At 41.7% G+C, this 21,309-nt stretch carries 23 protein-coding genes; 4 read left to right on the forward strand and 19 right to left on the reverse strand.

Going from position 1 to position 21,309, the window contains the following annotated elements; all coding sequences use genetic code 11:
• Positions 1-8: 8 nt before the first annotated feature.
• The 11 genes from metQ to PBAL39_RS25505 form a co-directional block, all read right to left on the reverse strand.
• Entirely contained in the window at positions 9-818 is an 810-nt protein-coding gene (gene metQ / locus PBAL39_RS01865) for a methionine ABC transporter substrate-binding lipoprotein MetQ (RefSeq protein WP_008237648.1), read from the reverse strand.
• Between the two features lie 23 nt (positions 819-841).
• Positions 842-1,444, reverse strand: coding sequence for a methionine ABC transporter permease MetI (gene metI, locus PBAL39_RS01870; protein WP_232282882.1), 603 nt, complete (start codon positions 1,442-1,444; stop codon positions 842-844).
• A 46-nt stretch (positions 1,445-1,490) separates the two neighbouring features.
• The gene (locus tag PBAL39_RS01875) at positions 1,491-2,228 is read right to left on the reverse strand and encodes a methionine ABC transporter ATP-binding protein (RefSeq protein WP_008237661.1); all 738 of its coding nucleotides are present in this window, start codon (positions 2,226-2,228) and stop codon (positions 1,491-1,493) included.
• Positions 2,229-2,337: 109 nt separating this feature from the next.
• Positions 2,338-3,309 carry a carboxymuconolactone decarboxylase family protein gene (locus PBAL39_RS01880; RefSeq protein WP_198139732.1) on the reverse strand — a complete coding sequence of 324 codons (972 nt, stop codon included), beginning with the start codon at positions 3,307-3,309 and terminating at the stop codon, positions 2,338-2,340.
• Positions 3,310-3,417: 108 nt separating this feature from the next.
• Positions 3,418-4,311 carry an AraC family transcriptional regulator gene (locus PBAL39_RS01885; RefSeq protein ID WP_008237665.1) on the reverse strand — a complete coding sequence of 298 codons (894 nt, stop codon included), beginning with the start codon at positions 4,309-4,311 and terminating at the stop codon, positions 3,418-3,420.
• A gap of 292 nt (positions 4,312-4,603) precedes the next feature.
• Positions 4,604-4,873 (reverse strand): hypothetical protein, encoded by a 270-nt coding sequence (locus PBAL39_RS01890; protein ID WP_157273849.1) that lies wholly within the window; start codon positions 4,871-4,873, stop codon positions 4,604-4,606.
• 109 nt (positions 4,874-4,982) lie between these two features.
• Positions 4,983-6,707, reverse strand: a complete 1,725-nt coding sequence (locus tag PBAL39_RS25890; protein ID WP_008237669.1) for a glycoside hydrolase family 95-like protein — start codon at positions 6,705-6,707, stop codon at positions 4,983-4,985.
• A complete protein-coding gene (locus tag PBAL39_RS25150) occupies positions 6,695-7,297 on the reverse strand; it encodes a glycoside hydrolase N-terminal domain-containing protein (RefSeq protein WP_008237671.1) in 603 nt (200 codons plus the stop codon). Before PBAL39_RS25150 ends, PBAL39_RS25890 begins: the two co-directional genes overlap by 13 nt.
• A 180-nt stretch (positions 7,298-7,477) precedes the next feature.
• The gene (locus PBAL39_RS01900; protein ID WP_008237673.1) at positions 7,478-8,647 is read right to left on the reverse strand and encodes an esterase; all 1,170 of its coding nucleotides are present in this window, start codon (positions 8,645-8,647) and stop codon (positions 7,478-7,480) included.
• Positions 8,648-8,953: 306 nt separating this feature from the next.
• Positions 8,954-9,595 (reverse strand): hypothetical protein, encoded by a 642-nt coding sequence (locus PBAL39_RS01905; RefSeq protein WP_008237675.1) that lies wholly within the window; start codon positions 9,593-9,595, stop codon positions 8,954-8,956.
• 9 nt (positions 9,596-9,604) lie between these two features.
• Positions 9,605-9,778 carry a hypothetical protein gene (locus PBAL39_RS25505; RefSeq protein WP_008237678.1) on the reverse strand — a complete coding sequence of 58 codons (174 nt, stop codon included), beginning with the start codon at positions 9,776-9,778 and terminating at the stop codon, positions 9,605-9,607.
• Between the two features lie 817 nt (positions 9,779-10,595).
• Here PBAL39_RS25505 and PBAL39_RS01910 point away from each other — a divergent pair.
• Genes PBAL39_RS01910 through PBAL39_RS25510 form a run of 3 tightly spaced genes read left to right on the forward strand, consistent with a single transcriptional unit; the run spans position 10,596 to position 11,925 of the window.
• Positions 10,596-11,264 carry a hypothetical protein gene (locus tag PBAL39_RS01910; RefSeq protein ID WP_008237682.1) on the forward strand — a complete coding sequence of 223 codons (669 nt, stop codon included), beginning with the start codon at positions 10,596-10,598 and terminating at the stop codon, positions 11,262-11,264.
• 2 nt (positions 11,265-11,266) lie between these two features.
• Positions 11,267-11,515 carry a hypothetical protein gene (locus PBAL39_RS01915; RefSeq protein WP_008237683.1) on the forward strand — a complete coding sequence of 83 codons (249 nt, stop codon included), beginning with the start codon at positions 11,267-11,269 and terminating at the stop codon, positions 11,513-11,515.
• Between the two features lie 11 nt (positions 11,516-11,526).
• A complete protein-coding gene (locus PBAL39_RS25510) occupies positions 11,527-11,925 on the forward strand; it encodes a DNA repair protein (protein WP_008237684.1) in 399 nt (132 codons plus the stop codon).
• Here PBAL39_RS25510 and istB read toward each other — a convergent pair.
• Complete coding sequence (gene istB / locus PBAL39_RS01925) at positions 11,866-12,555, reverse strand: IS21-like element helper ATPase IstB (RefSeq protein WP_008237685.1); 690 nt, start codon at positions 12,553-12,555, stop codon at positions 11,866-11,868. The two genes, PBAL39_RS25510 and istB, sit on opposite strands and share 60 nt — an antisense overlap.
• A gap of 65 nt (positions 12,556-12,620) precedes the next feature.
• Positions 12,621-14,174: an IS21 family transposase gene (gene istA, locus PBAL39_RS01930; protein WP_008237686.1), complete on the reverse strand. Its 1,554-nt coding sequence runs from the start codon at positions 14,172-14,174 to the stop codon at positions 12,621-12,623.
• A gap of 159 nt (positions 14,175-14,333) precedes the next feature.
• Here istA and PBAL39_RS01935 point away from each other — a divergent pair, with 159 nt between their 5' ends.
• Positions 14,334-14,606 carry a JAB domain-containing protein gene (locus tag PBAL39_RS01935; protein WP_369750709.1) on the forward strand — a complete coding sequence of 91 codons (273 nt, stop codon included), beginning with the start codon at positions 14,334-14,336 and terminating at the stop codon, positions 14,604-14,606.
• A gap of 119 nt (positions 14,607-14,725) precedes the next feature.
• Here PBAL39_RS01935 and PBAL39_RS01940 read toward each other — a convergent pair whose 3' ends face one another.
• From PBAL39_RS01940 to PBAL39_RS01965, 6 genes are all read right to left on the reverse strand, one after another.
• Entirely contained in the window at positions 14,726-15,118 is a 393-nt protein-coding gene (locus PBAL39_RS01940) for a helix-turn-helix domain-containing protein (RefSeq protein WP_008237688.1), read from the reverse strand.
• Between the two features lie 545 nt (positions 15,119-15,663).
• A complete protein-coding gene (locus PBAL39_RS01945; RefSeq protein ID WP_157273850.1) occupies positions 15,664-16,353 on the reverse strand; it encodes a DUF2971 domain-containing protein in 690 nt (229 codons plus the stop codon).
• 86 nt (positions 16,354-16,439) lie between these two features.
• A complete protein-coding gene (locus tag PBAL39_RS01950) occupies positions 16,440-16,739 on the reverse strand; it encodes a hypothetical protein (protein ID WP_008237692.1) in 300 nt (99 codons plus the stop codon).
• Positions 16,736-17,677: a hypothetical protein gene (locus tag PBAL39_RS01955; protein WP_008237694.1), complete on the reverse strand. Its 942-nt coding sequence runs from the start codon at positions 17,675-17,677 to the stop codon at positions 16,736-16,738. The genes PBAL39_RS01950 and PBAL39_RS01955 overlap by 4 nt, the downstream gene beginning before the upstream one ends.
• Positions 17,677-20,268 (reverse strand): DEAD/DEAH box helicase, encoded by a 2,592-nt coding sequence (locus tag PBAL39_RS01960; RefSeq protein ID WP_008237697.1) that lies wholly within the window; start codon positions 20,266-20,268, stop codon positions 17,677-17,679. The genes PBAL39_RS01955 and PBAL39_RS01960 overlap by 1 nt, the downstream gene beginning before the upstream one ends.
• On the reverse strand, positions 20,255-21,199 hold the full coding sequence (locus tag PBAL39_RS01965) for a DUF1837 domain-containing protein (RefSeq protein ID WP_008237698.1): 945 nt from the start codon (positions 21,197-21,199) through the stop codon (positions 20,255-20,257). Before PBAL39_RS01965 ends, PBAL39_RS01960 begins: the two co-directional genes overlap by 14 nt.
• Positions 21,200-21,309: the final 110 nt, after the last annotated feature.

Below are 21,309 nucleotides of genomic sequence, written 5' to 3' on the forward strand. Positions count from 1 at the left end.
TTTTTCGTCTACCAGCCCTTCACTGCACCGCCCTTAAACTCCTTCTCTGCCGCTTTTGCAACTTCGTCAGATTGATAGGACTGCACGAACTTTTTCACGTTCTCCGCATTTTTATTGTCTTCTCTCGATACAATGATGTTGACATAAGGAGATTTTTCGTCCTCTACAAACAAGCCATCTCTTTTGGAAATCAGCCCAACAGGAGTAGCAAAAGTATTGTTGATCACCGCGATAGCTACATTGTCATCATCCAGTGAACGTGGCAGCTGCGGAGCCTCAAGCTCAAGAATTTTTAGCGACTTTTTATTTTCCACAATGTCATTTGCTGTAGGCAATAGGCCAATGCCATCTTTCAATTTGATCAGCCCGGCTGTCTGCAACAACAGCAGCGCCCTGCCTAAATTGGTGGGGTCGTTGGGGATGATGATCGTGCTGCCATCTTTCAGGTCTTTGATGTCTTTGATTTTCTTCGAATAACCTGCCAAAGGGAATACAAAGGTATTTCCCAGGATGGCAAATTTGTAGCCGCGTTGTTTCGCCTGAACATCCAGGTAAGGTTTGTTCTGAAACACATTGGCGTCAATATCCCCCTGGTGTAGGGCTTCATTAGGCATCACATAATCATTGAACTGGACCAGCTCCACCTCAAGTCCGAATTTTTCTTTCGCTACTTTCTGTGCGGCCTGCGCCACCGCATACTCAGGGCCGGATTCGACACCAACCTTGATGAAGTCAGGATTGTTATTTTTTGCCGCACCGCCACATCCACTAATCAACGCAGCTATTCCCAAGGCCACTAAAAAGGTATATTTTCTCATAAAAGGTATTTTAATATTCATTATTATTTCCTGTGGTCTACCCGCCTGGAGATAAAATCTCCAATAAACTGAATCGCAAAAACCAATGCCACCAGGATGACCAACACCGTATTCATCACTACCGTATCATAACCTACGTAACCATACTGGTAACCGATTTGTCCGAGACCACCCGCACCTACCGCACCGCCCATGGCCGAATAGCCAACCAGGGTGATCAGGGTAATAGCCGCGGTATTGATCAATGAAGGCAAGGCCTCCGGCAGCAGCACTTTACGAACAACCTGAAAAGGCGTTGCCCCCATGGCCCTCGCCGCCTCAATTAAACCGGCAGGAACTTCTGCAAGGCTGTTCTCCACCATACGTGCGATGAATGGTGCAGCCCCAATGCTCAATGGAACCAATGCAGCTTCCACTCCTATTGACGTGCCGACCAACATCCTCGTAAAAGGGATCATCCATACAATAAGAATGATGAATGGAATGGACCGGAAGATGGATACAAACGCAGACAGGATGTAGTTGGAAGTCCGGTGTTCCAGCACCTGGCCCTTGCGCGTCATAAACAACAGCACCCCCGCAGGTAAGCCCAGTACAAAGCCAAAAAATCCGGATAAAAAGGTCATTAATATCGTTTCTCCTGTGCCCTTAAACAGGAGTAAAATCATTGCATCAGACATAGTCGTGTATAAATTCTCTGGTGAGTTCATGTTTCGGGTGACTGAAGACTTCGTCTACGGGCCCCTGCTCAATCAGCTTGCCCGCGCTGATTACGGCGACTTCATCACAAATGTGTCTAACGACTTTCATCTCATGGGTGATGAGTAAGATGGTGATCTGTAACCGTTCATTGATGTCTTTCAACAGCCTGAGAATGGATTTCGTGGTTGCCGGATCCAGTGCACTTGTCGCCTCATCGCATAATAAAACTTTCGGACTGGTAGCCAGTGTTCTGGCAATGGCCACACGTTGTTTCTGTCCTCCGGAAAGGCTTGCAGGATAGTCATTGGCCTTTTCGGCTAAGCCTACTAAGGCAAGCAGCTCCTCTACCCTTGCACGGATCTGGTAACGCGACCAGCCGTCCAGTTCCAGTGGAAAAGCAATGTTATCAAACACCGTCCGGGAAGAGAGCAGGTTGAAATGCTGAAAGATCATCCCGATGTGTCTCCGTTCTTTCGCCAGTGCCGAATTCGACAAAGACATCAGGTCCTTGCCATCTACCATTACCGCTCCGGAAGTTGGTCTTTCGAGGAGGTTCACACAACGGATGAGCGTACTCTTCCCTGCTCCTGAAGCACCTATCACGCCGAAAATCTTTCCTTCGGGTACGGTCAAAGATACTTCGTCCAAAGCCGTCACCTCCCTGTTCTTCTGCTGAAACCGCTTTGTTACCTTTCTTAATTCAATCATTCAAAATTTATCCTTATCGATTGCCGCTGCAAAAATAAGAATTAAAGGCAATAGTCTATCATTCTAGTCGATTTTAAAAATATCAAAGCTTCTGTATGAAACTATCGTCTCATTTTAATTTCTCAAAGATGAGTTCAACGGTTTCAGGATCCAGCATGGTCATATCCACCAGTTTCAGTGTTTTCACCATCTTTAAAGTCGTAGTTTTGTAATGCTTGAAATGTGCAGACTGCAGATGAGCCTGATAAGCTGCTCCGCTGGCATAAATCTCCAATAATCTAAACTGGGTTGGGTTTTCTTTCTGAAACATCGGGAAGATCGAAATGACACCCGGTTCAAGTTTTACAGATTGTGATGATTCCTGATGAAGAATCTCTTTGTATTCTTCCAGGTATTCCGGGACAATTTCTATCTCAGAGATCCTCACCATCATATCTGCCTGTACAACCGGCAATTCCGGTTGATCAATTAGCTTTCTTAATATGTTTGCCTGTGTTCTGCCTGCGTTTATCTCAATCACCCCGGCAAGTTCCGCCAGCTGCGTGTCGGTTATACCGGTATTTTTACCCATTGACAGGTGAGCTTTCAGCTGAGGCTCTACACCTGGCATTGCGGCCAATGCAGCAATTGTAACAAATTCCCGCTGACGGTAGCTCAAAACATCACGATTAAAAATGTCGGCAAATAAGTGCTCCTTCAAAAAAACGTCAATTACCGGTGCAAAGGCATTGGCTCCGGTTTTCGGCCCCTTCTCCTCAACGCCCGTCAGCTGCTGTAAATTTCGCTTTCCGGACTGGTACTTGTTTGTTTCCTTTACTACTGTAGCCTCCTTACCTTCCGGATCGGTTATCTTTCTATCCTTTCTTTCTTCCAATACAGCCATCAATGTGTTTATCCCATTCAGACTTCTGGGGAACCCACAATACGCATATAATTGTACAAGTGATTCTTTTATTTCATTGATGGTGAGGCCTGCATCAAGACCATCATTCAATGCGGATTTCAATTCGGGTAAATTTCCGGTTGCGGTAAGTGCCGCAATCGCAGCCAAAGTTTGCTGATGTTTATTTAATGCGCTCATGCTATGATCTTTTTCTTGTGCTTTGATTATTGGAGCAGATAAAAAAACCAATAATGCAATGGTTATGTAGACGATGTTTTTGTTCATTGGGACGAGTTTAGGTTTATCTTAATTCATTGTTCTAAAGTCATGTGGAGATCGTCCAACATGCTGTTTAAACATCCGGGTGAAATGTTGGGGATACTTAAAGCCCATTTCATAAGCAATTTCACTGATGGACTTACTGGTATCAAACATCCTTTCCTTGGCTACATCTATCACTTTCTTTTGAATGTATTCCTGAGCAGACTGACCTGTTTCTTTCTTAATCAGATCACCAAAATATTTCGGCGATAAATGAAGTTGCCCGGCACAATAGGTCACTGTAGGGAGACCTGCTAACCGCTGATCTTCTCTAAAATAACGATCAACCAGGTCCTCAAACTTAGTCAGCACATCTTTATTCACAAACTCCCTGCTGATGAACTGTCTGTCATAAAAACGTTCACAGTAATTCAGGAACAGTTCTATGTTGCTGACGATGAGCTTGCGACTGTGCTTGTCTGTGGGGTGCTCAAGTTCAAATTTTATTTTCTCAAAACACTCCAGGATAATTTGCTTTTCCCGGGTAGAAACATGTAGTGCTTCGCGAACATCGTAAGAAAAAAAATGGTAGTCCTTAATCGTCTTTCCTAATGTTGTTCCCCTGATTAAATCAGGATGAAAAGCCAGGGCCCAGCCATTGGGCTGTATCATTGTACCGTCCTCTTCGAAACCTGCCAGCTGACCGGGAGAAATGAACAGCAGCGATTCTTCCTGATAATCATATTGACTACGTCCGTATAAGATATCGGCACATTTTTCATGCTTAAAAAAAACGATATATAGGCCTGATAAAAAGCGATGTACTTTGATTGGCTTTGATTTATTCTGGTCCAATATTGTTATCAAAGGGTGAAGCGTTTCCTGCCCTCTTTCTTCATTGAAACTACTTACATGCTCAAGCCTGGTGATCGGTTCCATCCTGTTTTTATTAACAAAATTAGTATAAGATTTTGCTAAAATATCATGTTCCCTCCAAATCAGGAATTATGGTATGTGATACAGGAATATGTATAACTAGCTGAGCCACTGAGTAGCACATTTCACATGTGTAAGTCAATTGATCAATAAACTAATCTTCAATTCTTGGATATCACATTTCGTGATTTCCAATCCGATTATTAATCCTTGATCATCTGGACAAAAACAAAAAAGCCCATGTATCAACCTGGGATGGTTAACACATGGGCTTCATGAAAAATGTCTGAGCAGATTAAGAAACGCTCGCTTCCTCCAATTCCGGAGTCACTACACTACCTGCTGCGACTTCCGATTTTACCGCTGTTTTATCTATCTTAAGTGCTTTAGACAGTTGTTTGGCCAACTTTCTCGCTCCCTTTGCTATTTTCTTCTTTACTTTTTTAGAATCCTGACCTAACTTTTCTGCAACTTCGTTTAATTCAGAGATTATACTTAGCTCAATATCTTTCTTTGCTGCTTTCCGCGCTGATGCTACTAGTGACTTCAATTTACCTTTTTTCATAACCTGATTTTGTATCATCAAATGTAAGTTATTAACAGGTTAATTCAATGTTATCAATATGTTAAGCATCTTATTGTATGTTAAACAATTAGAAACACAAAAAAGACGTCTAACCTGCCTTTCTGAAGCCCTTTGTATCCAGTTTAAAATGATACGTTTTTCCCTTTTCTGTGATGACAGTATGTTTCAGATTTCCGTAGCGGAGTAAGCAACTCCCACCCGATCCAGACTTGATGCTGATGCTGATCAACTGTCCGTTGCTCCAGCTCATATCAGAAACTTCAAAATCCCCACGCGCTTTCAGTCCCTGTACTTTTCCTGTCGACCAGGCTTTGGGCAATGCGGGTAGCAATTGTATCTCATCCGCATGGCTTTGGACCAGCATCTCGGCTACACCTGCAGTATATCCGAAGTTGCCATCAATCTGGAAAGGAGGGTGCGCACAGAAGAGGTTCGCGTAAATACCGCCGCCCTCATTATAGTCGACACCACCACCGCCAACCAGCGAAATGAAATTATGGATGATGGTATGTGCATGATCGCCATCCTGAAGCCTTGCCCAAAAGTTGATCTTCCAGGCCATCGACCAGCCGGTGGATTCATCGCCCCGGGCCAGCAGGCTTACCTTTGCTGCTTTTGCCAGCTCCGGAGTTTTGATGGTGCTGATGGACCTTCCCGGATGCAGGCCAAACAGATGCGACACATGCCGGTGGGTATCCTTAGGATCATCACGATCCGTCTCCCATTCCTGAAGCTGTCCCCATTTACCGATCTTTGGCTGTAGTAAATGTGCCTTCAAATCAATAATGTGTTTCCTATAATCTGCATCTATGCCCAAGATAGCTGCGGCCTCAGTATAGTTTATAAAAAGATCATCCACAATCTGCTGATCATGCGTCACCCCATCTTCTGTCGGTCCATGTTCCGGCGACCAGCCCATGGGTGAGACCAAAGTTCCATCGGGACGACGTTTCAGGTGGTCATCCCAGAATTCCGTAATTTCTTTTAGTATCGGATAAGCGAAATCCTTCAGGTAGGTTTTGTCTTTTGTGAAAGCATAATGCTCCCAGAGTGCCTGCGCATACCAGGCGCTGCCCGGCGTATTCCAGAGATAACTCTCGCCACCAAAGGGGTTGCTTTCCGTCCTCAGTGTCCAGCCACGCACTCCCGGATATTCCTTGCGGGTATTGATCTTTCTGACCTCCCGGATGCTGTTGATGTGATCAAGATAGGGAAAATGACACTCCGAGAGATTCGCCGGTTCTGCCGGCCAGTAGTTCATTTGAATGTTGATGTTCGTATGGTAGTCGCTGCCCCATGGCGGATCATTGCTTTCATTCCATAAGCCCTGCAGGTTTGCCGGCAAGCCACCTCTCCTGGAAGAGCTGATGAGCAGATACCTGCCATATTGAAAGATCAGCGCTTCCAGCTGAGGATCGGGTGATTTCCGGTATTCCAGAAGACGCTTTGCGGTAGGCATCTTGATGGTATTTTCATTTGATTGGCCAAGATCCAGCTTCACCCTTCCGTATAACTGCTGATAGTCTTTGAGGTGTCGGCTCAGCAGTTCTACATAGCTTTTTGCGGCTGCAGACTTCAGCAGTCGCTGCACTTTGGCCGCTGCGCTTTCTGTAGTTTTCCAGTTTTGCTTTCTGTCCATACTGAAATTTGTCGCAGCACTCAGAAGTATGGTCATGACATTAGCTTCGGATATTTTAAGCAACGATCCTCCCTGAGGGTCAGCCTGGACTTTAGCCGAACCACCCTCAAGCTGCAGCAATGCTGTGGCCTGGTACTCCATTCCATTTGATAATTTTCCATTTAACTGTACCATGGTACCATTTGCAGTTGGTTGCGCACCATGTGCATCTTGAGGCGCAGACTGGCGGAAAAGGCGCCCTTCTTGTCGGCCGTATACCGCAGTACCATCACCTGGTCGGGAAAGCTGCAAAAATATTCACGTTTGAACTGGGTTTGGTTTGCCGAGTAGCTGATGGTACTTAAGGATCTGCTCAGGTCAAGTTCCCTATGATAATTTTCAGGGTGATCTGAGGTCTGATCAAAATCTATGAACAGATCGCCGAAGGCCTGATAGGTACCCCGCTCTGTTTCATTACCTGTCCAAAGGGTATTGTCATTAAACTGGATGTGTTCCGAATTTACTCCGCCGAAGGTCATGCCTCCGATCCTGCCGTTACCAATTGGATACGCATCGGTCATCCAGTTCTCAGCGGGCTGGTTGTCCCATATCTTTTGATAGGTTGTTTTAGCTGTCGTAACACTGGCGGCCTTGCGTTTAGCCTGTGTCAGGCGACTGGCGGTCTTTTTTCCTATCGACTGCCCCTCTACTGTGGGGACAGCAAAAATGAAAAACAAAAGCAGGCAGGAAGAAAAAATTGGAAATCTGATTTCAATACGGTTCATATCTGGTAGCAAAGGTTCATTGGTGTTTACCAAAGCTAAGGGAATATTACTTTTCCAGATTCAGTGATATTGACATTCTGCTATGCTCAGTTTACAAAGCAACCCGCCGATGCTACCAGATTACGATCTGCTGAAATAAAGGCTGAAATAAAAATAGCGCCCTTACCAGAGCGCTGTTACCTATTGAAACAACAGGGGCACAAATGTAGAGAGGTAGTCGCGCCAGTTGGTCCAGGTATGGCCACCTTCCGACTCCTGATACGTGTATTTCAGTCCTATTTTATCCAGCTGGGCACGATAGTCCGTCACATTTTTATACAGGAAATCTGTCTTGCCGATCCCGATCCAATACAGCCGGTAACCATTGTCTTTTTGTTTCTTTAAGGTTTGCTCGAAATCCTTATACACGACGGAGCTGGCTTTCCGATCGGGCAATACCGCCGGAGAGAACAGGCCAATGTAGTCAAAGGTATTCGGATAGAACCTGGAGATGTGCAAGGAGTGGTACCCTCCCATGGAAAGACCTGCAATCGCACGGTCTGCCTTTTTATTGCTCACGCGATAGTTGCTTTCAATAAATTTCATCACATCAGGAAAGGTCTCTTCAAACTTGCCGTCCATAGTATTTGGCAGCTGAAATGTTGGTTTATAAAATCCCTTTGCAGATTCACCCGGAGCTGCCTGTTGGGCAACATTTCCATTGGGCATCACCACAATCATAGGTTTCGCCTTTCCCTGTGCAATCAGGTTGTCCAGGATCTGCGTAGCCCTACCCAATGCAGGCCAGGCTTCTTCATCCCCTCCCATCCCATGCAACAGGTACAGTACTGGTAATTTGTCTTTAGCGGTTTCATACCCTGGTGGAGTGTATACGGTGACTCTCCTGCGCATGTTGTTACCCGGAGAATCATACCAGCGTTTTGCAACTGTACCGTGAGGCACATCTTTAACATCGTAACGATCAGCTCTATCGCCAGGAATGGTGAAAATATTTGTCAGGGAGGCGACGTCACGGATCAGGTATACATTGTTCTGATCAGTAGTTTTCAGCCCATCTATCAGGAAGGAATAGTTGTACAGGTTTGAGGGCAAGACCGGGCTGGTGTAAGTCCATAATCCATCTTTATTTTTCGACATGGCCGCAGCTCCGGGCATTCTGCCATCTGCTGGCATCCAGTCGCCGGTGAGTTTCACCTCTGCCGCCTTTGGTGCGAAGATCCGGAAAGTGACGGTTTTGTTTTCATGAACTTCCGGGGACACCAGATCGGAGCCTCCAGACAATGCCTGCTGTGCAAATGTAGACCAGCAGATCATAACGAACAATGCGGTGAGGATGATATTCTTTTTCATAATCTTACGTAAATGAGGATGTATCATGTGACTTAGTACACGTATCACACTACAATACTACATTTTTTAATTACAATCATGGCATTTCCTTCCAGAAGAATATACCTTGTTTTAATTTTCACAGTTAGTTAAATGTGCATGAAAATTCATCCATTAAGGGTATTAATTGACTATTATAATGAATTTTCATGCAGTGATGTTAGCGCTAACGTTAATGTATTGGTACAGATTTGACAGGGTTAATATATTTGAATTTTTCAGACAGCACCAATGAAAATGAAATGTGCCATTTTTAGCGTTGATATATTACAAAGGTAGCGGAAAATCTATCTCTTCTCGGGGAATAAAAAATCCTTTTATACAGTTCAAATTGCGGATACATACTTGAATGTGGCTCTTTTTTTGTATTCCCGCACCGGGGAAGGCAGGGCCACCTTCGGAAAATGCACCCCTCACCGAATCAAACACTTTAGATGAACTGTGACCTTGAGCACTTATGTCCTTAAAATACGTTTCGGTGACAACTTTATGCATATATTCTATTGTCGCGCAGTCCAGTAACCTAACAAGTTTATCTTTATGTGCATCATCCCTAGCCTCCACATTTTTTGGTAAGGGTTTATTAGCAGCCAGATATTCCGCCGCCATTGCGGGATAATAAAGCTCAATAATGCCGGTAAATTTTGAATCGAGAAAGTCGCAACAGTTTCCAAGCTGCAACACAGCTCCAACAACTGCAGGACTTGAAATTTCACCTTTTGCCGCCTTATCGTCTGCCCATTGTTGTGCTCGCGTATAGTTATTTTCCCAAAAATAAAAACCATTGCCCAACCAATCATAAGGTTTGCTACTTACTTCAACGGTATTGGGATCTGATATGAGTTTATTTCTTACGCTAAGATCGCAGCCATGAAAGCCAATAATGGTATTGGGGCGTACATCGTACATAATTGAGACTTATTTTGCAACGATCTCCTCCAAAGGTTGGTAGTTCTTTTTGAATTGACCCTTTGTAGTGAGGATGCCTGCATCATTTAAAGAGCGAATGGCCTGAGTTTTGGTCATCCGTTTGGCCTCTTCCAGTCTTGCGATAGCAATCTCTTTTAGATATTGTATGTCCTTATCACTCATTGTATTATTATTTTAGTCAAATATATCCATTTGATTTTTATGGAGCAAATCATATACCGGATTATTCTTAGTAACAAAGAGTTATTGAGAGTTTGTTTGTTCCTGCTTATCGCAGCAAATCTATCCACCATATATAGATTTAAGGATAAGATATGAGTTAAAACCCTCATCGTCTTGGCATTAGCTATAAGTTTATAAAGCTAGGTTGATGTTTATTATTAAAAAATAAAAAGCAACTCAAAATTAATTATTTAAATAATTGGTCAAAAATTAACAACAATCAAAACACTATCGATAGATTTACATCATGCGATTCACACGGGGGTAGCTCCCGGATGACCCGCATAAATTTTTATTGATTTGGCTTTTAAATCAACGAAACTTTGCACGACAGACCTCGGAAATCTCAACAAGCAAAGTATGGATTGATAGACGGCCCGATTTCTGTAACTTTACCCAGAAATATGGGCGTCTTCCGTGCTGCTTGTTGGGGAACTTAGGTTCTCTCCTCTCCGAGGAGGTGTCGTGCGTGCGGGAGGCGACCATATTTTATTGTTCCCTCCTGCTATTAGGATCATTGCTTTAGCGCCTTTAACTCAAAAAAGCAATGATGAACTTAAACCCTTACCCTACTTCTGTTACCTTACCTCATTTTCATTCTGAGCGGCATTTTTTTATGCCCCTGATGATGTTCATTAACCCGAATCCACCAGGTTAAACCTACCTCCTTTTCCCTTTTTTATCTTTTTGCCATTCAAGGATTTCGTCCCCATGGCAGCGCTATGTCCAATTTTTTAAACCCTAAAAAACAGTAACAATGAAAACCTACATTAACAGCAGCAACCTGAAGCTGGAGATCATTTTTCAGGTGATGAAAAAACGCATTGCCAAAGGATTCAAATCCAGCGATCTTTCTTTCCTGATCGGAAAAGAACATAACTACATAGACGGTGTAGAAAGTCTTGTTATACCATCCTATACCATACAAGATCTGGACTTCATTTCTGAAGCTTTAGAAGAACAGATCAACCCATCACCTGACGACACGGATATCAAAGAATACCCACTCTTTATCAACATGGAACGGCATCTCTTTGAATCCAGATACTTCCACATTTGCACTTCCTACTCTTCAGTAGGACACGCACATGTCTACTTCATCCTAACTGAAGATGCTGATTTGAGACCAAAACTAGTATTCGCTCAGATGCAATATGACCAGCGTGATCTGGTTAAACAAAAAATAGCAAAAATGCGGGAGGAAGGATATTTTGAACAGCCCAAATGGCCTTACCAGATTTACCAGCACGTCAGCAGAACCCTTGGACTAACCATTGATCCCCGGTTGCTTAAAGACCTACTGGATAATTTCTGCCAGGGCGATGGATTGGGAGGATTAAAAAAGCAGTACGACAACGACCGATATCAGTACGTATTTAACGTTACCCGCATCCGTTCTATTTTAGCAAAATCTAAATCGCTTTAACCATGTATGAATTAAGTAAAGGAATGGCCACGATCCATATTCCAATTTTTGAAGATTTTGAATCTACGTTCATCATGGAACTACAGAGAGACCTTGTATCCGTAATGGATATGATTCAGATGGCAAGGAAAACATCTGACCTGGATGATTATCCTCAAGGCAACATGGAAAGCATTTTCCAGTTGTACCGGGCACTGATGCCTACACGGGAAGAAATTGAAGAAACACATCCATTTATTGAAAATTTATAAACCATTAAGTCATGTTAAAGAACCTCCACAATATCCCAAGCATCGAGCTGAGTTTCAAGCCTAAATTCAAGCTCTGTGACCGTCCAAAAGTGAGCAAATCGAATGATCTATATCAGATCCTGATGGACAACTGGAATCAAAATACCATCGGCTTTATCGAAGAATTCAAAGTCATTCTCCTCAACACCTCGGGCATCGTACTGGGGCTGCTCCCAGTTGCCTCGGGTGGAATTGGAGGGGTGCTAGTAGATGTCAGAATTATATTGTGGGTATTTCGGCGTGATGGTGCCAGTGATTTCGGTCAAACCGTGCCACTTAAAAGATCATACAATGATATAAAAAAGCTGGGATTATTCCTTTTTCAATATTCCTTTTCTGAGGGATTCACCTTTCAGATCAATCCTGTGTGAGGAGTTTACAATCCGATCCAATATTGCATCTGCAATAGTTCCTTCACCACCGATAATTTCGTACCATGCCGAGACTGGTATTTGTGAGGATATGATAGTTGATTTTTTACCATGCCGGTCGTCTATAATATCCATCAGTGTTTCCCGGTCCTGGTTATCGAAAGCCTGCAGTCCAAAGTCATCCAGTATGAGCAGATCCATTTTAGTTAGTTTTTCCAGTTCCTTGAGGTAGGTTCCATCAACTTTGCTCAATTTCAGCTTTTTGATCAGCCTGGCGGTTACTGTATAGAGTGTTTTTACTCCAGTAAGACATGCCTGATGTCCAAGGGCCTGTGAGAGATAGCTTTTGCCTGTGCCGCAGGCGCCACATATAATGATGTTCTCCTTTCTCATTGTAAAGTCCAGTGTGCCAAGTCGTGCAAACATGTTCTTGTCCAGATTTCTTTCACTGGCATAGTTTATATCGGCAAGACTGGCGTTCTGCCTAAAGTTTGCCAGTTTCAGCAACCGATCAATTTTGTTGTTCTCGCGGTCTTCCCACTGATGGTCGGTCAGTAGTGCCAGGTATTCATCGCATGTGATGCCTTCAAACCTGTTTTCCTTTACATACTGTTGGTGTAATTGAGCCATCGCCCAAGCGCATGTTACGTAGTTTTCACTGTCTGATTATTCATTGTTGTGATTTTTGATTGTCTTTATTGGTAAGCGGAAGCACCGCGTATGTTGTTATGAAAAGGTATATGTGGTTTTATGGTATCGGGTTGCTCATCAATAGCGGGCAGTCTGTCCATATTATTTTTCAGGATGTTCTTTATGCGCAGGTAAGAGCAGCTATCTGTTGCCAGAGCTCTTTTGCAGGCATTATTGAGCCGCTCAGAGCCATAGGAACGGTTCAAATGAATAATGCCCAAAGAGCGCTTATAGCTTATTTCCGGGTAATCCTGCGAGGCCAGTACTTTTTCTATGCATGCCAAAACATATTCACCATGTGGCAACGCTTTTTTCCTGAAGAACTCAGGGCTCCAATCCGAGTAGAACTTATGTGTGCTGCTCAAGTGATCTGTGTTAGTGATGTAGCTACCTTTATTCAGGTTACGCTGATGCAGGGCAATCCTCTCATGATTATAATAGATCTCAATACGACTCTTGGTGTAGTGGATCATGGTCTCCTTTCCAATATATCGGTAGGGAACACTGTAATAACATTTGTCAGGAGAAAAGTATGCGTAACCCATCTTCTGCACCTTGGCCCTTTTATAGTCTTTCATTTCATAGGTACTGGGTGGTAGCTCTTTTAGATACTGACGTTCAATACTTTGGAAGAGTTCAATACGGCTGGATTCTTTTCGTTTGAACAAAAGCGTGTTGTAACACTCCAATAAGACAGCAATTTCCCTGTTAAGATCTTCCAGAGAAAAGAAGGTCATTTCCCGTAGAGGATAATAAATACGCTGGTAGACCAAATGCACCGCATTCTCAACCAGCGCCTTGTCCTGGGGAGCGTAACTACGGGTGGGGTTGATAACACAATTATAATGGCGGGCAAAGTCTTTAAAGCTACGGTTGATATCGGCCTCGTATTTACTCGATCTGTTAACTGCGGACTTAAGGTTATCCGATACAATCGCTTTAGGCGATCCGCCATAGAAACGTAAGGCATCAGCACAACATGATAGCATGTCTTCGCGTTTTTGGCTCATACATGCCTGAACATAAGTGTACTGGCTGCAGGGAAGTATGGCTACAAATACTTCCACGGGAACAATCTCCCCGGTCTGCTTATCGATGATCTGCAGCTTTTTACCGGCAAAGTCTATGAACATTTCTTCGCCAGCCAAGTGCTGAAGTTTCATTGACCCTTTTTCTTTAGGATACTTGCGGCGAAAATGCTCAAGGAACTGCGTATAACTGTAAGGTTCTGCCGCCAGCTCAACATATTGCTGATAATGATACAGGAAGGTAAAACCGGGATGGTTCCGGGCCTTGTTGACCCCCTCAAAATAAAGCATGAGCTCATTGTGGCGAATGGTGTCCAGGGTGGTATGTGATGAGAACAGTTCGGATAAGGCAACCGTATCAAACCCCAGAAGCTCCTGACATGAATAGTCGCTACCAGCAAATAGTTGCATATAGGTGTTGACAGTGTTACGGGAAATACCGAGAACAGAACCTATTTTACGGTTACTGTAACCCTCCAGATGTAATGTGAGTATTTGTTTTAAGTCCATCGGATCAAGTTTGTTGGCCATATCGCTGTATTTAATAGCGAAAAGGTAATTCTTTCTTGATCTTTTAAAGTGGCACAGTTTGAACCGTAAAAACCGATAAATGGATGAAAATTTAAACCACCAAAGTGGCATCATTTAAACCGTAATCGCTGGCACTAACAGACCGAAATAGCTGGCACCATTCGAACCGTAATATCCATATTGGTAGCAGCAATCAACAGTGGTGCCAGTGGAATTGTGCTCGCGCACAACCATCCCTCGATGAACCTCGCTCCCAGTAAAGCAGACATTGACATTACGAATCAAATAAAACAGGGTGCTGCGCTTTTGAACATCAAACTGATAGACCACTTGATCGTTACCTCAGATGGTTATCTGAGCTTCGCTGACCGGCAAATGCTAAGTAATAGACAGCCAGGAAAACTATTACAAAACTTTGAAATGATGATGTAATCAGCCATTCTTAAAGCTGAAGTTATTCGGGCGATGCCCGAATAACTTTGTTAAATATTGGCCACCATCAATTAGCCAGAGCTTGTTGACCAATTACCAAGTTTAGAAGACCATGTTTTTCATTTCTTTGATTGTGACCTTGTAGACCGATGACGACTATTTTCCAGTTTTAGATTTTCTATCTGCTCATATGCATTAATTAGCTCAGACTGGAGTTTAATCACCTCTGAATTTAATGCATTTATTTTTTCTATATTCTCTATATTCCCCACAGAACTTTCAATAACTTTCTCTTCCTCAATATAACTAGGAAGTAAGATTTCTGGCTTTACATTGAAAAGTGCTGCGATTTGAGTTAGACGGGAAATATTTATATCTGTAATACCTTTTTCAATTTTTGCGTAAGCCGCAATCGATATACCCAAATTCTGCGCGATAGCGTTTTGACCTTTCATTTGTCTTTGGCGTAAAGAGCGGATCTTGAAACCAGTATCTAACTTGTTTTTATTCATATAGAAAACCTCACTTAATATATGAGATTGGCAAATCTATAAAGTATTAAAACAAATACAAAAAATAGGAATATTATGGACTGAGAATTTCCAGAATCGTATTTTTTAAAATAGATACTTCATGAGCTTGATAATACTTCTGCTGGTATAATGTAGTACCTACGGAAGTGCTCCAAAACATACATGAAAGATTACGAATTGGTAACTACCAACTTAAGTTTTCTCAATTAGTCCGTAAATCAAAAGATATTCACCATGCAATTATTTGAACTAAAAGATTATGAGTCTTCTAGCCTAACCGCCCTATTATGAGGCAAAATATGCTTTTCTGACTTACAGAAGCAATTTACGAACTATTTTTGAAACCTCAAAATTTTGGTCCGTTACGTATTTGTTACGGTTTTACAGGGGAAGGATTTCATGGATCATTGAACTATTTCGAACCTTGTAATTTTGACTGGTGGATGAGTAAAGTAAAGATGTTTCATTTTTACTCTCAACGAATTTCAAAAATTTGATAAACACTTATTCCTGCAATTCATTAATTAATCATCTTCCGCATAAGAAAGCCATTTATCGGCTGTTTTCTTTAAACGCCAGCGCGCATAAACATCGCCTTGGTAAATCATTTGATAAATTTTCGCATTTCCAATTTCAGTAAGAAGTGATTCAATGGCAGGCATATAGGATCGTGGAAACCCAAGCCCCAAATGGATGGCTTTTAAGCAGGAATTGATAGGCACATAAACAGTTTCCATTTGATTAAGAAATACCAAGCGCTTCTCATCTTCCTTTTCCCAAAAATGCGACTTATGTAAAGTCATTACAGGGTATATCCGTTGAATATTATTGAAAAAGTTGTCTTGGATTGATTCGTGTTGATTCCAATAAATCCAGGGATGTTCAACCGGCTTTTGAATGTAGGTAACCGGCTCCAGCACCCAATTCAAGTTGGGGAATTCATCAGTAATCGTTGATTTTAATAAATCAGCATCAAACTCTAGACAAACTCCGCGTTGTCTGTCCGCATAATGCGCCCACATCATTTCATTGTTCCAGCCTTCGTGCCGAGCGCCAGAAAAGCAAACTATTTGAAAGCGATCTTTCACCATCCTGCCAAATTTCATTTGACAATCGATATGGGTTTCGCTGGAGTACTCATCTTTAAACAATTCCTCGTGTGGCAAATTGATACTTCCAAATGACCAGGGATGCGATTCCCTGGGATCATTCATCCCATTGAGATTACTTGCGCGTATTTTTTTTGTCGGCAGGATATGTTCAATCAGTGTAGGAAAGGTCGTATAGTGAAACAAAGACATTAGAAGATGAAATCCAATCCAACATTGGCAAAGCGCCTGTTCTTAATGTAACTAATAACCTCTTTTCCATCGGCACTTTCAGGAACATAAGAGAAATCCCAAGTGAATTTGTCCGGTCCTTTTTTCATGCCAACGACTAATAAAATATCGTGACCAACATTTAAGTCTTCATTGATCTGACATTCCAGTGCGTTAGCAAACCTAGCGGTGGTTTGATCCTTTACTTTTTTTAAAGAGTACCAGTAAGATGTGTTTTGGGTGGCAGCTAACATGAGCGGCCTCCAGGTTACTTTGATCATGATATAGATTTGGAGTTAAGATAGTTTGCATAAGTTGTAAAAAAACGATCAGCATTGACGCCCAGGTCGTTCGGACTGACAGCGTGGTAATCTATACCTGCCTCATTGGTCAGCTGTTTTAAAATTATTTTCAATGGTCTTTCTTCCTCTGTGAAATCTTTGATATCAAATACCGCCCCTTGTTGTTGATAAAAATTAAGCACGCAGAGGTCGAAACCGTATTGGTAATATTGTGAATCCGGGGAAAATCTCTCTTCACCTAAGCTTTCTGCCGAGGCATAATATTTCCCTTTATAAACGTAATAATAGAACGGTGAGCGGAACGTTTTGAGCAATGGCATTAAAGCTGGGTTATTCTCATCATCATAATAATTTCCAAGCCAATGATCTGTGATATCTACCAGTGAACTGTTTAAGGGTAAGTTGTAAAGTATTGTCTTGAGATCAGTGCCATGTTTAATTTTCAGTTCATGGTTAACGTGTTTAATCGTCCAGGGAATAAGGTTGATGTTACGATATTCTTCGGTGCTCACCCGGTTATGATTATTCGGTCCCTGTAGACCAAAATTGATATCATAAAACATTTTAGTACCACGGTCGCCAAATCGAACCCTTTCGGCGATGGGGCTTCCTTTCCGTGCTACATCTTTATCTTTATTATACTTAGTGATTGCTTTGTTTAATACCCAAGTATGCCCGCTGCGCGATGTTAACCATTCCATCGAGCGAATCGGATTGAAACCCGGCCTACGGTTATCGTTAAAATTTTGAAGATAAATGATATCGGCTACCAGTTCGTCTTCGATGTGCTTTAAAAAATCATCAGACAATTGTTCGGGTGTCCAGACAATCCGCATCCGTACATATTTGTCAGCAAATACGCCAAGCTTTCCGTTTAGAAAATTCTGTTCAAATTTTGAAAAATCGCCGATATCCATTATTCGTTAAAATTATTGTCGTAATCATCTTGGCAAACTACCGGCAAGCGGTTTTTGTATCGCGTATAATTTTGACTCAACCAATTAACACATGCCGTGCGGTCAAGGTCATTGCGCCCGATCAGGATGCGTAATCTTATGGCAGTCGTTCTGGATAGACCCAAAGATATTAAGCTAATCGTTGTCGGGTTACATGCACCCAGTTCCAGATAAGCCGATAAATTGATCAGTTTAACATCCGCCTTAATGGTTTGAATATAGTGCTCCAAAATATCGTTGTAGCATTTGGTGTACTTGGCATATTTATAAGTGAGTATACCATCTATCAAATCGACTACCGTCCTTACGCATTTATTTACAGATGAAAACTTGTTTTCTTTTTGTTCATATTTTACTTGTTCTTGAATCAGGTAACCTAAAGGATTTTCTTTAATCCAGACGGAAGAAACGAATGCATAACGTCTAATCATACGGGTGTCTGCCGAAGCCAAAAATATAGTATTGATAGCGTCATAAACACTAACTATGGAATTATAAAATTCAAAGGCTGCTGGATAAACCGGCACCGAGACACTGGTAGGCACAGTGCTGAAATACGCAAATAGCCGGTTTTGCAACCTCATATCGATGCCCGGATTCTTCCGGATTACATAATCGGGTAACACGTTTTCATTGATAATTCCGGTAATAGCAGTTTCGATAGTCGTTACCTGCTGGCTTTCCATCGTAATCTTATGGTCATTAAGATATTTGCCGATGGTATCGGCGGGATCATTCAGCGAATTAATCAAAAAAGTAGATGATGTTTGTTCTAATAGCTCTTTATCTTTACCTGGAAAAGTTTGGTCAACATCTTGCAGGTAGCTGGTTAAATCTACTGCTCTATCGACCAAAACATTATCAGTGGAACTTTCAATGGTATAGTTTTCAATAGATCTTTCCGGGATGTAACTTTCATCGTTCCAAGAGTCTGGGTCAATACAATAGATATTGCCATAAAAATCCTTTAACAGTCGTCCTGCCCTGCCTGCAAGATTCCAAAAATCAAATTTACCCATGTGGTTCCCCTGGCCTTTGGTAGGATCAATGATAAAGACATTTTTTGCAGGCAGGTTCATACCTTCCAAAAGTGTACTGGTGCAACATAAATAATTTACCGGAACAGTTTCATCCGAAAATAAAAGTTCAATTTTTTCCTTTAATTCCCGCGGCATGGTCGAGTAATGAAACGCAACACCTTTACGCAAGCAGCTGATCAAAGTGTACTCCCCGTGAATATTGTCCCGAATAAAATTGACAAATTCTTCGATCCGTTCATCTTGCACATCCGGTAGTAAGTCGGAAAGGTGCTTGGCCAACTCTTCAGTTTCGGACGCACCATTTCCGTAGAGAATATTAGACTGTCCTTTTCCTAAATGAAATGCCCAATAAGCCATCTTCGCGCGTTTAGCAATTGGACATCCTTTTTGAAGGTCGTTATCTTCAATTAGAGCTTCTACTTTATCATGCAACACCGACAAAAAAGTATCCTTTTTCTTACTATTCAAAAAGAGTACATTTTGATGTACCGGCGAATTGTTGGTCCTCGATTCTTGTAATTCTGGCTTGAATTTTTTGAAAAACTCAGGATTGGAAGCTAACGGTGAAGAAAATACAATTCTGGCTTTCGGGTAAGTGCGCGCTGTTTGTGTAATCACTCTTTCCAATAATACGCCGCGGTAACCGTCACCAACTTTTTGCGCCTCATCAACAATCAAAATGTTAATAACAAAAGGAATATCGCGCCTTGATAATAAGTGGCTTAACCGTTCCTGGGTAAGTATGTAGATATGTTTGATTTTATCAGTTGGAGTGCTTTGCAACTCCGTTAATTCAAAAGAGGTTGTAGAAGAATGCACCCCAACGCCCTGAATATCATAGCGATTAAAGGCGCTTCTTATATCATTTTTAACTTGGTTGATCAAGGCTTTTGTAGGAACGACATATACAATATTAAGTTCAGTGGACTGTTGAAGCTGCTCTATAATAAACAAAATCATTAAAAAAGATTTCCCAGCTGAGGTAGGTGCTGAAAAACTATAATCTTGCCCAATACTCAGACTATGATATGCGTCTCGCTGAAAATCTGTCAGATAAAGATCAGTTCCGTTCACGGAAACTTTGTTATCAATGCTTTTTGAAATGACCTCATATTGCTGATTGATATTAATATCAGCCATTTCCTTTTCTAATGCTCGTTCAACTGCCCTGTTTTTAAGTAACTGAAACCCCGGAAAATTACCAAGCCTCAATAGGAGAAAAGAGGCGATTCGATCAATATCCTCATATTCTGATTTGAACTGGTTATAGACGTTTACCGCAATAGCATAAGCAAGTTGTTTATGTGCGTCCGAAGTTGCACAAGCTAAAATAGAAGCGGATTCCAATAAAAATTTCAAATCCTCCCTAGTTATATCATTCTGCTGCCTAGCAGGCTCGAATGTATTCAATAACTCGTTGCGAATCAGCGACAAATATATTTTAAACCGCTCTGATACAACAATCGAAACAGCCAACTCATCGTAAATAGATATTTTATTATTTCCCTCCATACAACAATTTCATAAAATTCTTGCGCATATTTTCGACATCCTTGAATGGCATTACAAAAAAGAAAAAACGGTGTTTTATAGTAGGGAATATAATAGTATCAGTAATGTGTTTTTTGATGGTTTCAATTTCCAATTTTAAATCATCTGTCAGTTTCTTCATCAGAGCTTCATTAGGCTGGCACTTTTCGATATCTATGAAATTCGCCCAATCGAACCCAATAAAACAGGCATTTACTTCTAACCAATCATCTCCTTTAGGTTTGGAAGGGTTTAAAAAGTCTAAAACCGCTTGCCGCAGATTAACGTCTTCTATTTCAATATGATTATTGACAACAGATATCTCGAAATCCTTTTTGTGTAAGTGAAAATCAATAACTGAAGTGATACAGGAACTAAAGGCGTTATCCTTTACCTTATTCAACTTGGATTCACAGTAAAAAAAACACTTTTTATCATTTACAATGCCTACATGAATACCATCTGAACCCTTATAATTTTCACCACCAGTGGTTTTGAGCGCCATTTTACTAACGATCTGCGGAGATTTTAAATATGATTCTAAAAGAAAATAAAGAGCGATTTCACCTAGCTCCCCTGACCGGCTTGCACCACTTCGACCATTGGCTGAGTCTTTAGGATTAAAAAACTTATCCCTGGCCTCTATAAACAGTTGTTGGACCTCAAAAACGTTGGCTGATTTATAACGTTGTTTAGAAAAACAATATTGAACAAGGTATCCGGAAAGCGTTTTTAAGAAATCATTATCACGATTGACACAATCGTGATATTTAATAAAATGAAATGAGGCCTGTAGCCTGTCGTTAATGTTACAATTTTCCTGAATATGATCGACGATGCTAGCATAATGATCAGGACTAACGTCCAATTCTCCTGATAAAACATCAGGATTTGATTTTGTGGATTCTGCCATTGGGTTGGATTGGCGATGAAAGGTATTTGATTTATAGGTTTTTACTCCTATAAAACTAACAATATTAATATAGATTAAAAAATACCTTAACATAATTATCACTTCCAAAA

The sequence above is a fragment of the Pedobacter sp. BAL39 genome, assembly GCF_000170795.1.
GTDB lineage: Bacteria > Bacteroidota > Bacteroidia > Sphingobacteriales > Sphingobacteriaceae > Pedobacter.

Coding starts and splice junctions, on each gene's coding strand:
- metQ (WP_008237648.1), bottom strand. CDS start 818: ATGAGAAAATATACCTTTTTAGTGGCCTTGGGAATAGCTGCGTTGATT.
- metI (WP_232282882.1), bottom strand. CDS start 1,444: ATGACCTTTTTATCCGGATTTTTTGGCTTTGTACTGGGCTTACCTGCG.
- PBAL39_RS01875 (WP_008237661.1), bottom strand. CDS start 2,228: ATGATTGAATTAAGAAAGGTAACAAAGCGGTTTCAGCAGAAGAACAGG.
- PBAL39_RS01880 (WP_198139732.1), bottom strand. CDS start 3,309: ATGAGCGCATTAAATAAACATCAGCAAACTTTGGCTGCGATTGCGGCA.
- PBAL39_RS01885 (WP_008237665.1), bottom strand. CDS start 4,311: ATGGAACCGATCACCAGGCTTGAGCATGTAAGTAGTTTCAATGAAGAA.
- PBAL39_RS01890 (WP_157273849.1), bottom strand. CDS start 4,873: ATGAAAAAAGGTAAATTGAAGTCACTAGTAGCATCAGCGCGGAAAGCA.
- PBAL39_RS25890 (WP_008237669.1), bottom strand. CDS start 6,707: ATGGTACAGTTAAATGGAAAATTATCAAATGGAATGGAGTACCAGGCC.
- PBAL39_RS25150 (WP_008237671.1), bottom strand. CDS start 7,297: ATGAACCGTATTGAAATCAGATTTCCAATTTTTTCTTCCTGCCTGCTT.
- PBAL39_RS01900 (WP_008237673.1), bottom strand. CDS start 8,647: ATGAAAAAGAATATCATCCTCACCGCATTGTTCGTTATGATCTGCTGG.
- PBAL39_RS01905 (WP_008237675.1), bottom strand. CDS start 9,595: ATGTACGATGTACGCCCCAATACCATTATTGGCTTTCATGGCTGCGAT.
- PBAL39_RS25505 (WP_008237678.1), bottom strand. CDS start 9,778: ATGAGTGATAAGGACATACAATATCTAAAAGAGATTGCTATCGCAAGA.
- PBAL39_RS01910 (WP_008237682.1), top strand. CDS start 10,596: ATGAAAACCTACATTAACAGCAGCAACCTGAAGCTGGAGATCATTTTT.
- PBAL39_RS01915 (WP_008237683.1), top strand. CDS start 11,267: ATGTATGAATTAAGTAAAGGAATGGCCACGATCCATATTCCAATTTTT.
- PBAL39_RS25510 (WP_008237684.1), top strand. CDS start 11,527: ATGTTAAAGAACCTCCACAATATCCCAAGCATCGAGCTGAGTTTCAAG.
- istB (WP_008237685.1), bottom strand. CDS start 12,555: ATGGCTCAATTACACCAACAGTATGTAAAGGAAAACAGGTTTGAAGGC.
- istA (WP_008237686.1), bottom strand. CDS start 14,174: ATGGCCAACAAACTTGATCCGATGGACTTAAAACAAATACTCACATTA.
- PBAL39_RS01940 (WP_008237688.1), bottom strand. CDS start 15,118: ATGAATAAAAACAAGTTAGATACTGGTTTCAAGATCCGCTCTTTACGC.
- PBAL39_RS01945 (WP_157273850.1), bottom strand. CDS start 16,353: ATGAATGATCCCAGGGAATCGCATCCCTGGTCATTTGGAAGTATCAAT.
- PBAL39_RS01950 (WP_008237692.1), bottom strand. CDS start 16,739: ATGATCAAAGTAACCTGGAGGCCGCTCATGTTAGCTGCCACCCAAAAC.
- PBAL39_RS01955 (WP_008237694.1), bottom strand. CDS start 17,677: ATGGATATCGGCGATTTTTCAAAATTTGAACAGAATTTTCTAAACGGA.
- PBAL39_RS01960 (WP_008237697.1), bottom strand. CDS start 20,268: ATGGAGGGAAATAATAAAATATCTATTTACGATGAGTTGGCTGTTTCG.
- PBAL39_RS01965 (WP_008237698.1), bottom strand. CDS start 21,199: ATGGCAGAATCCACAAAATCAAATCCTGATGTTTTATCAGGAGAATTG.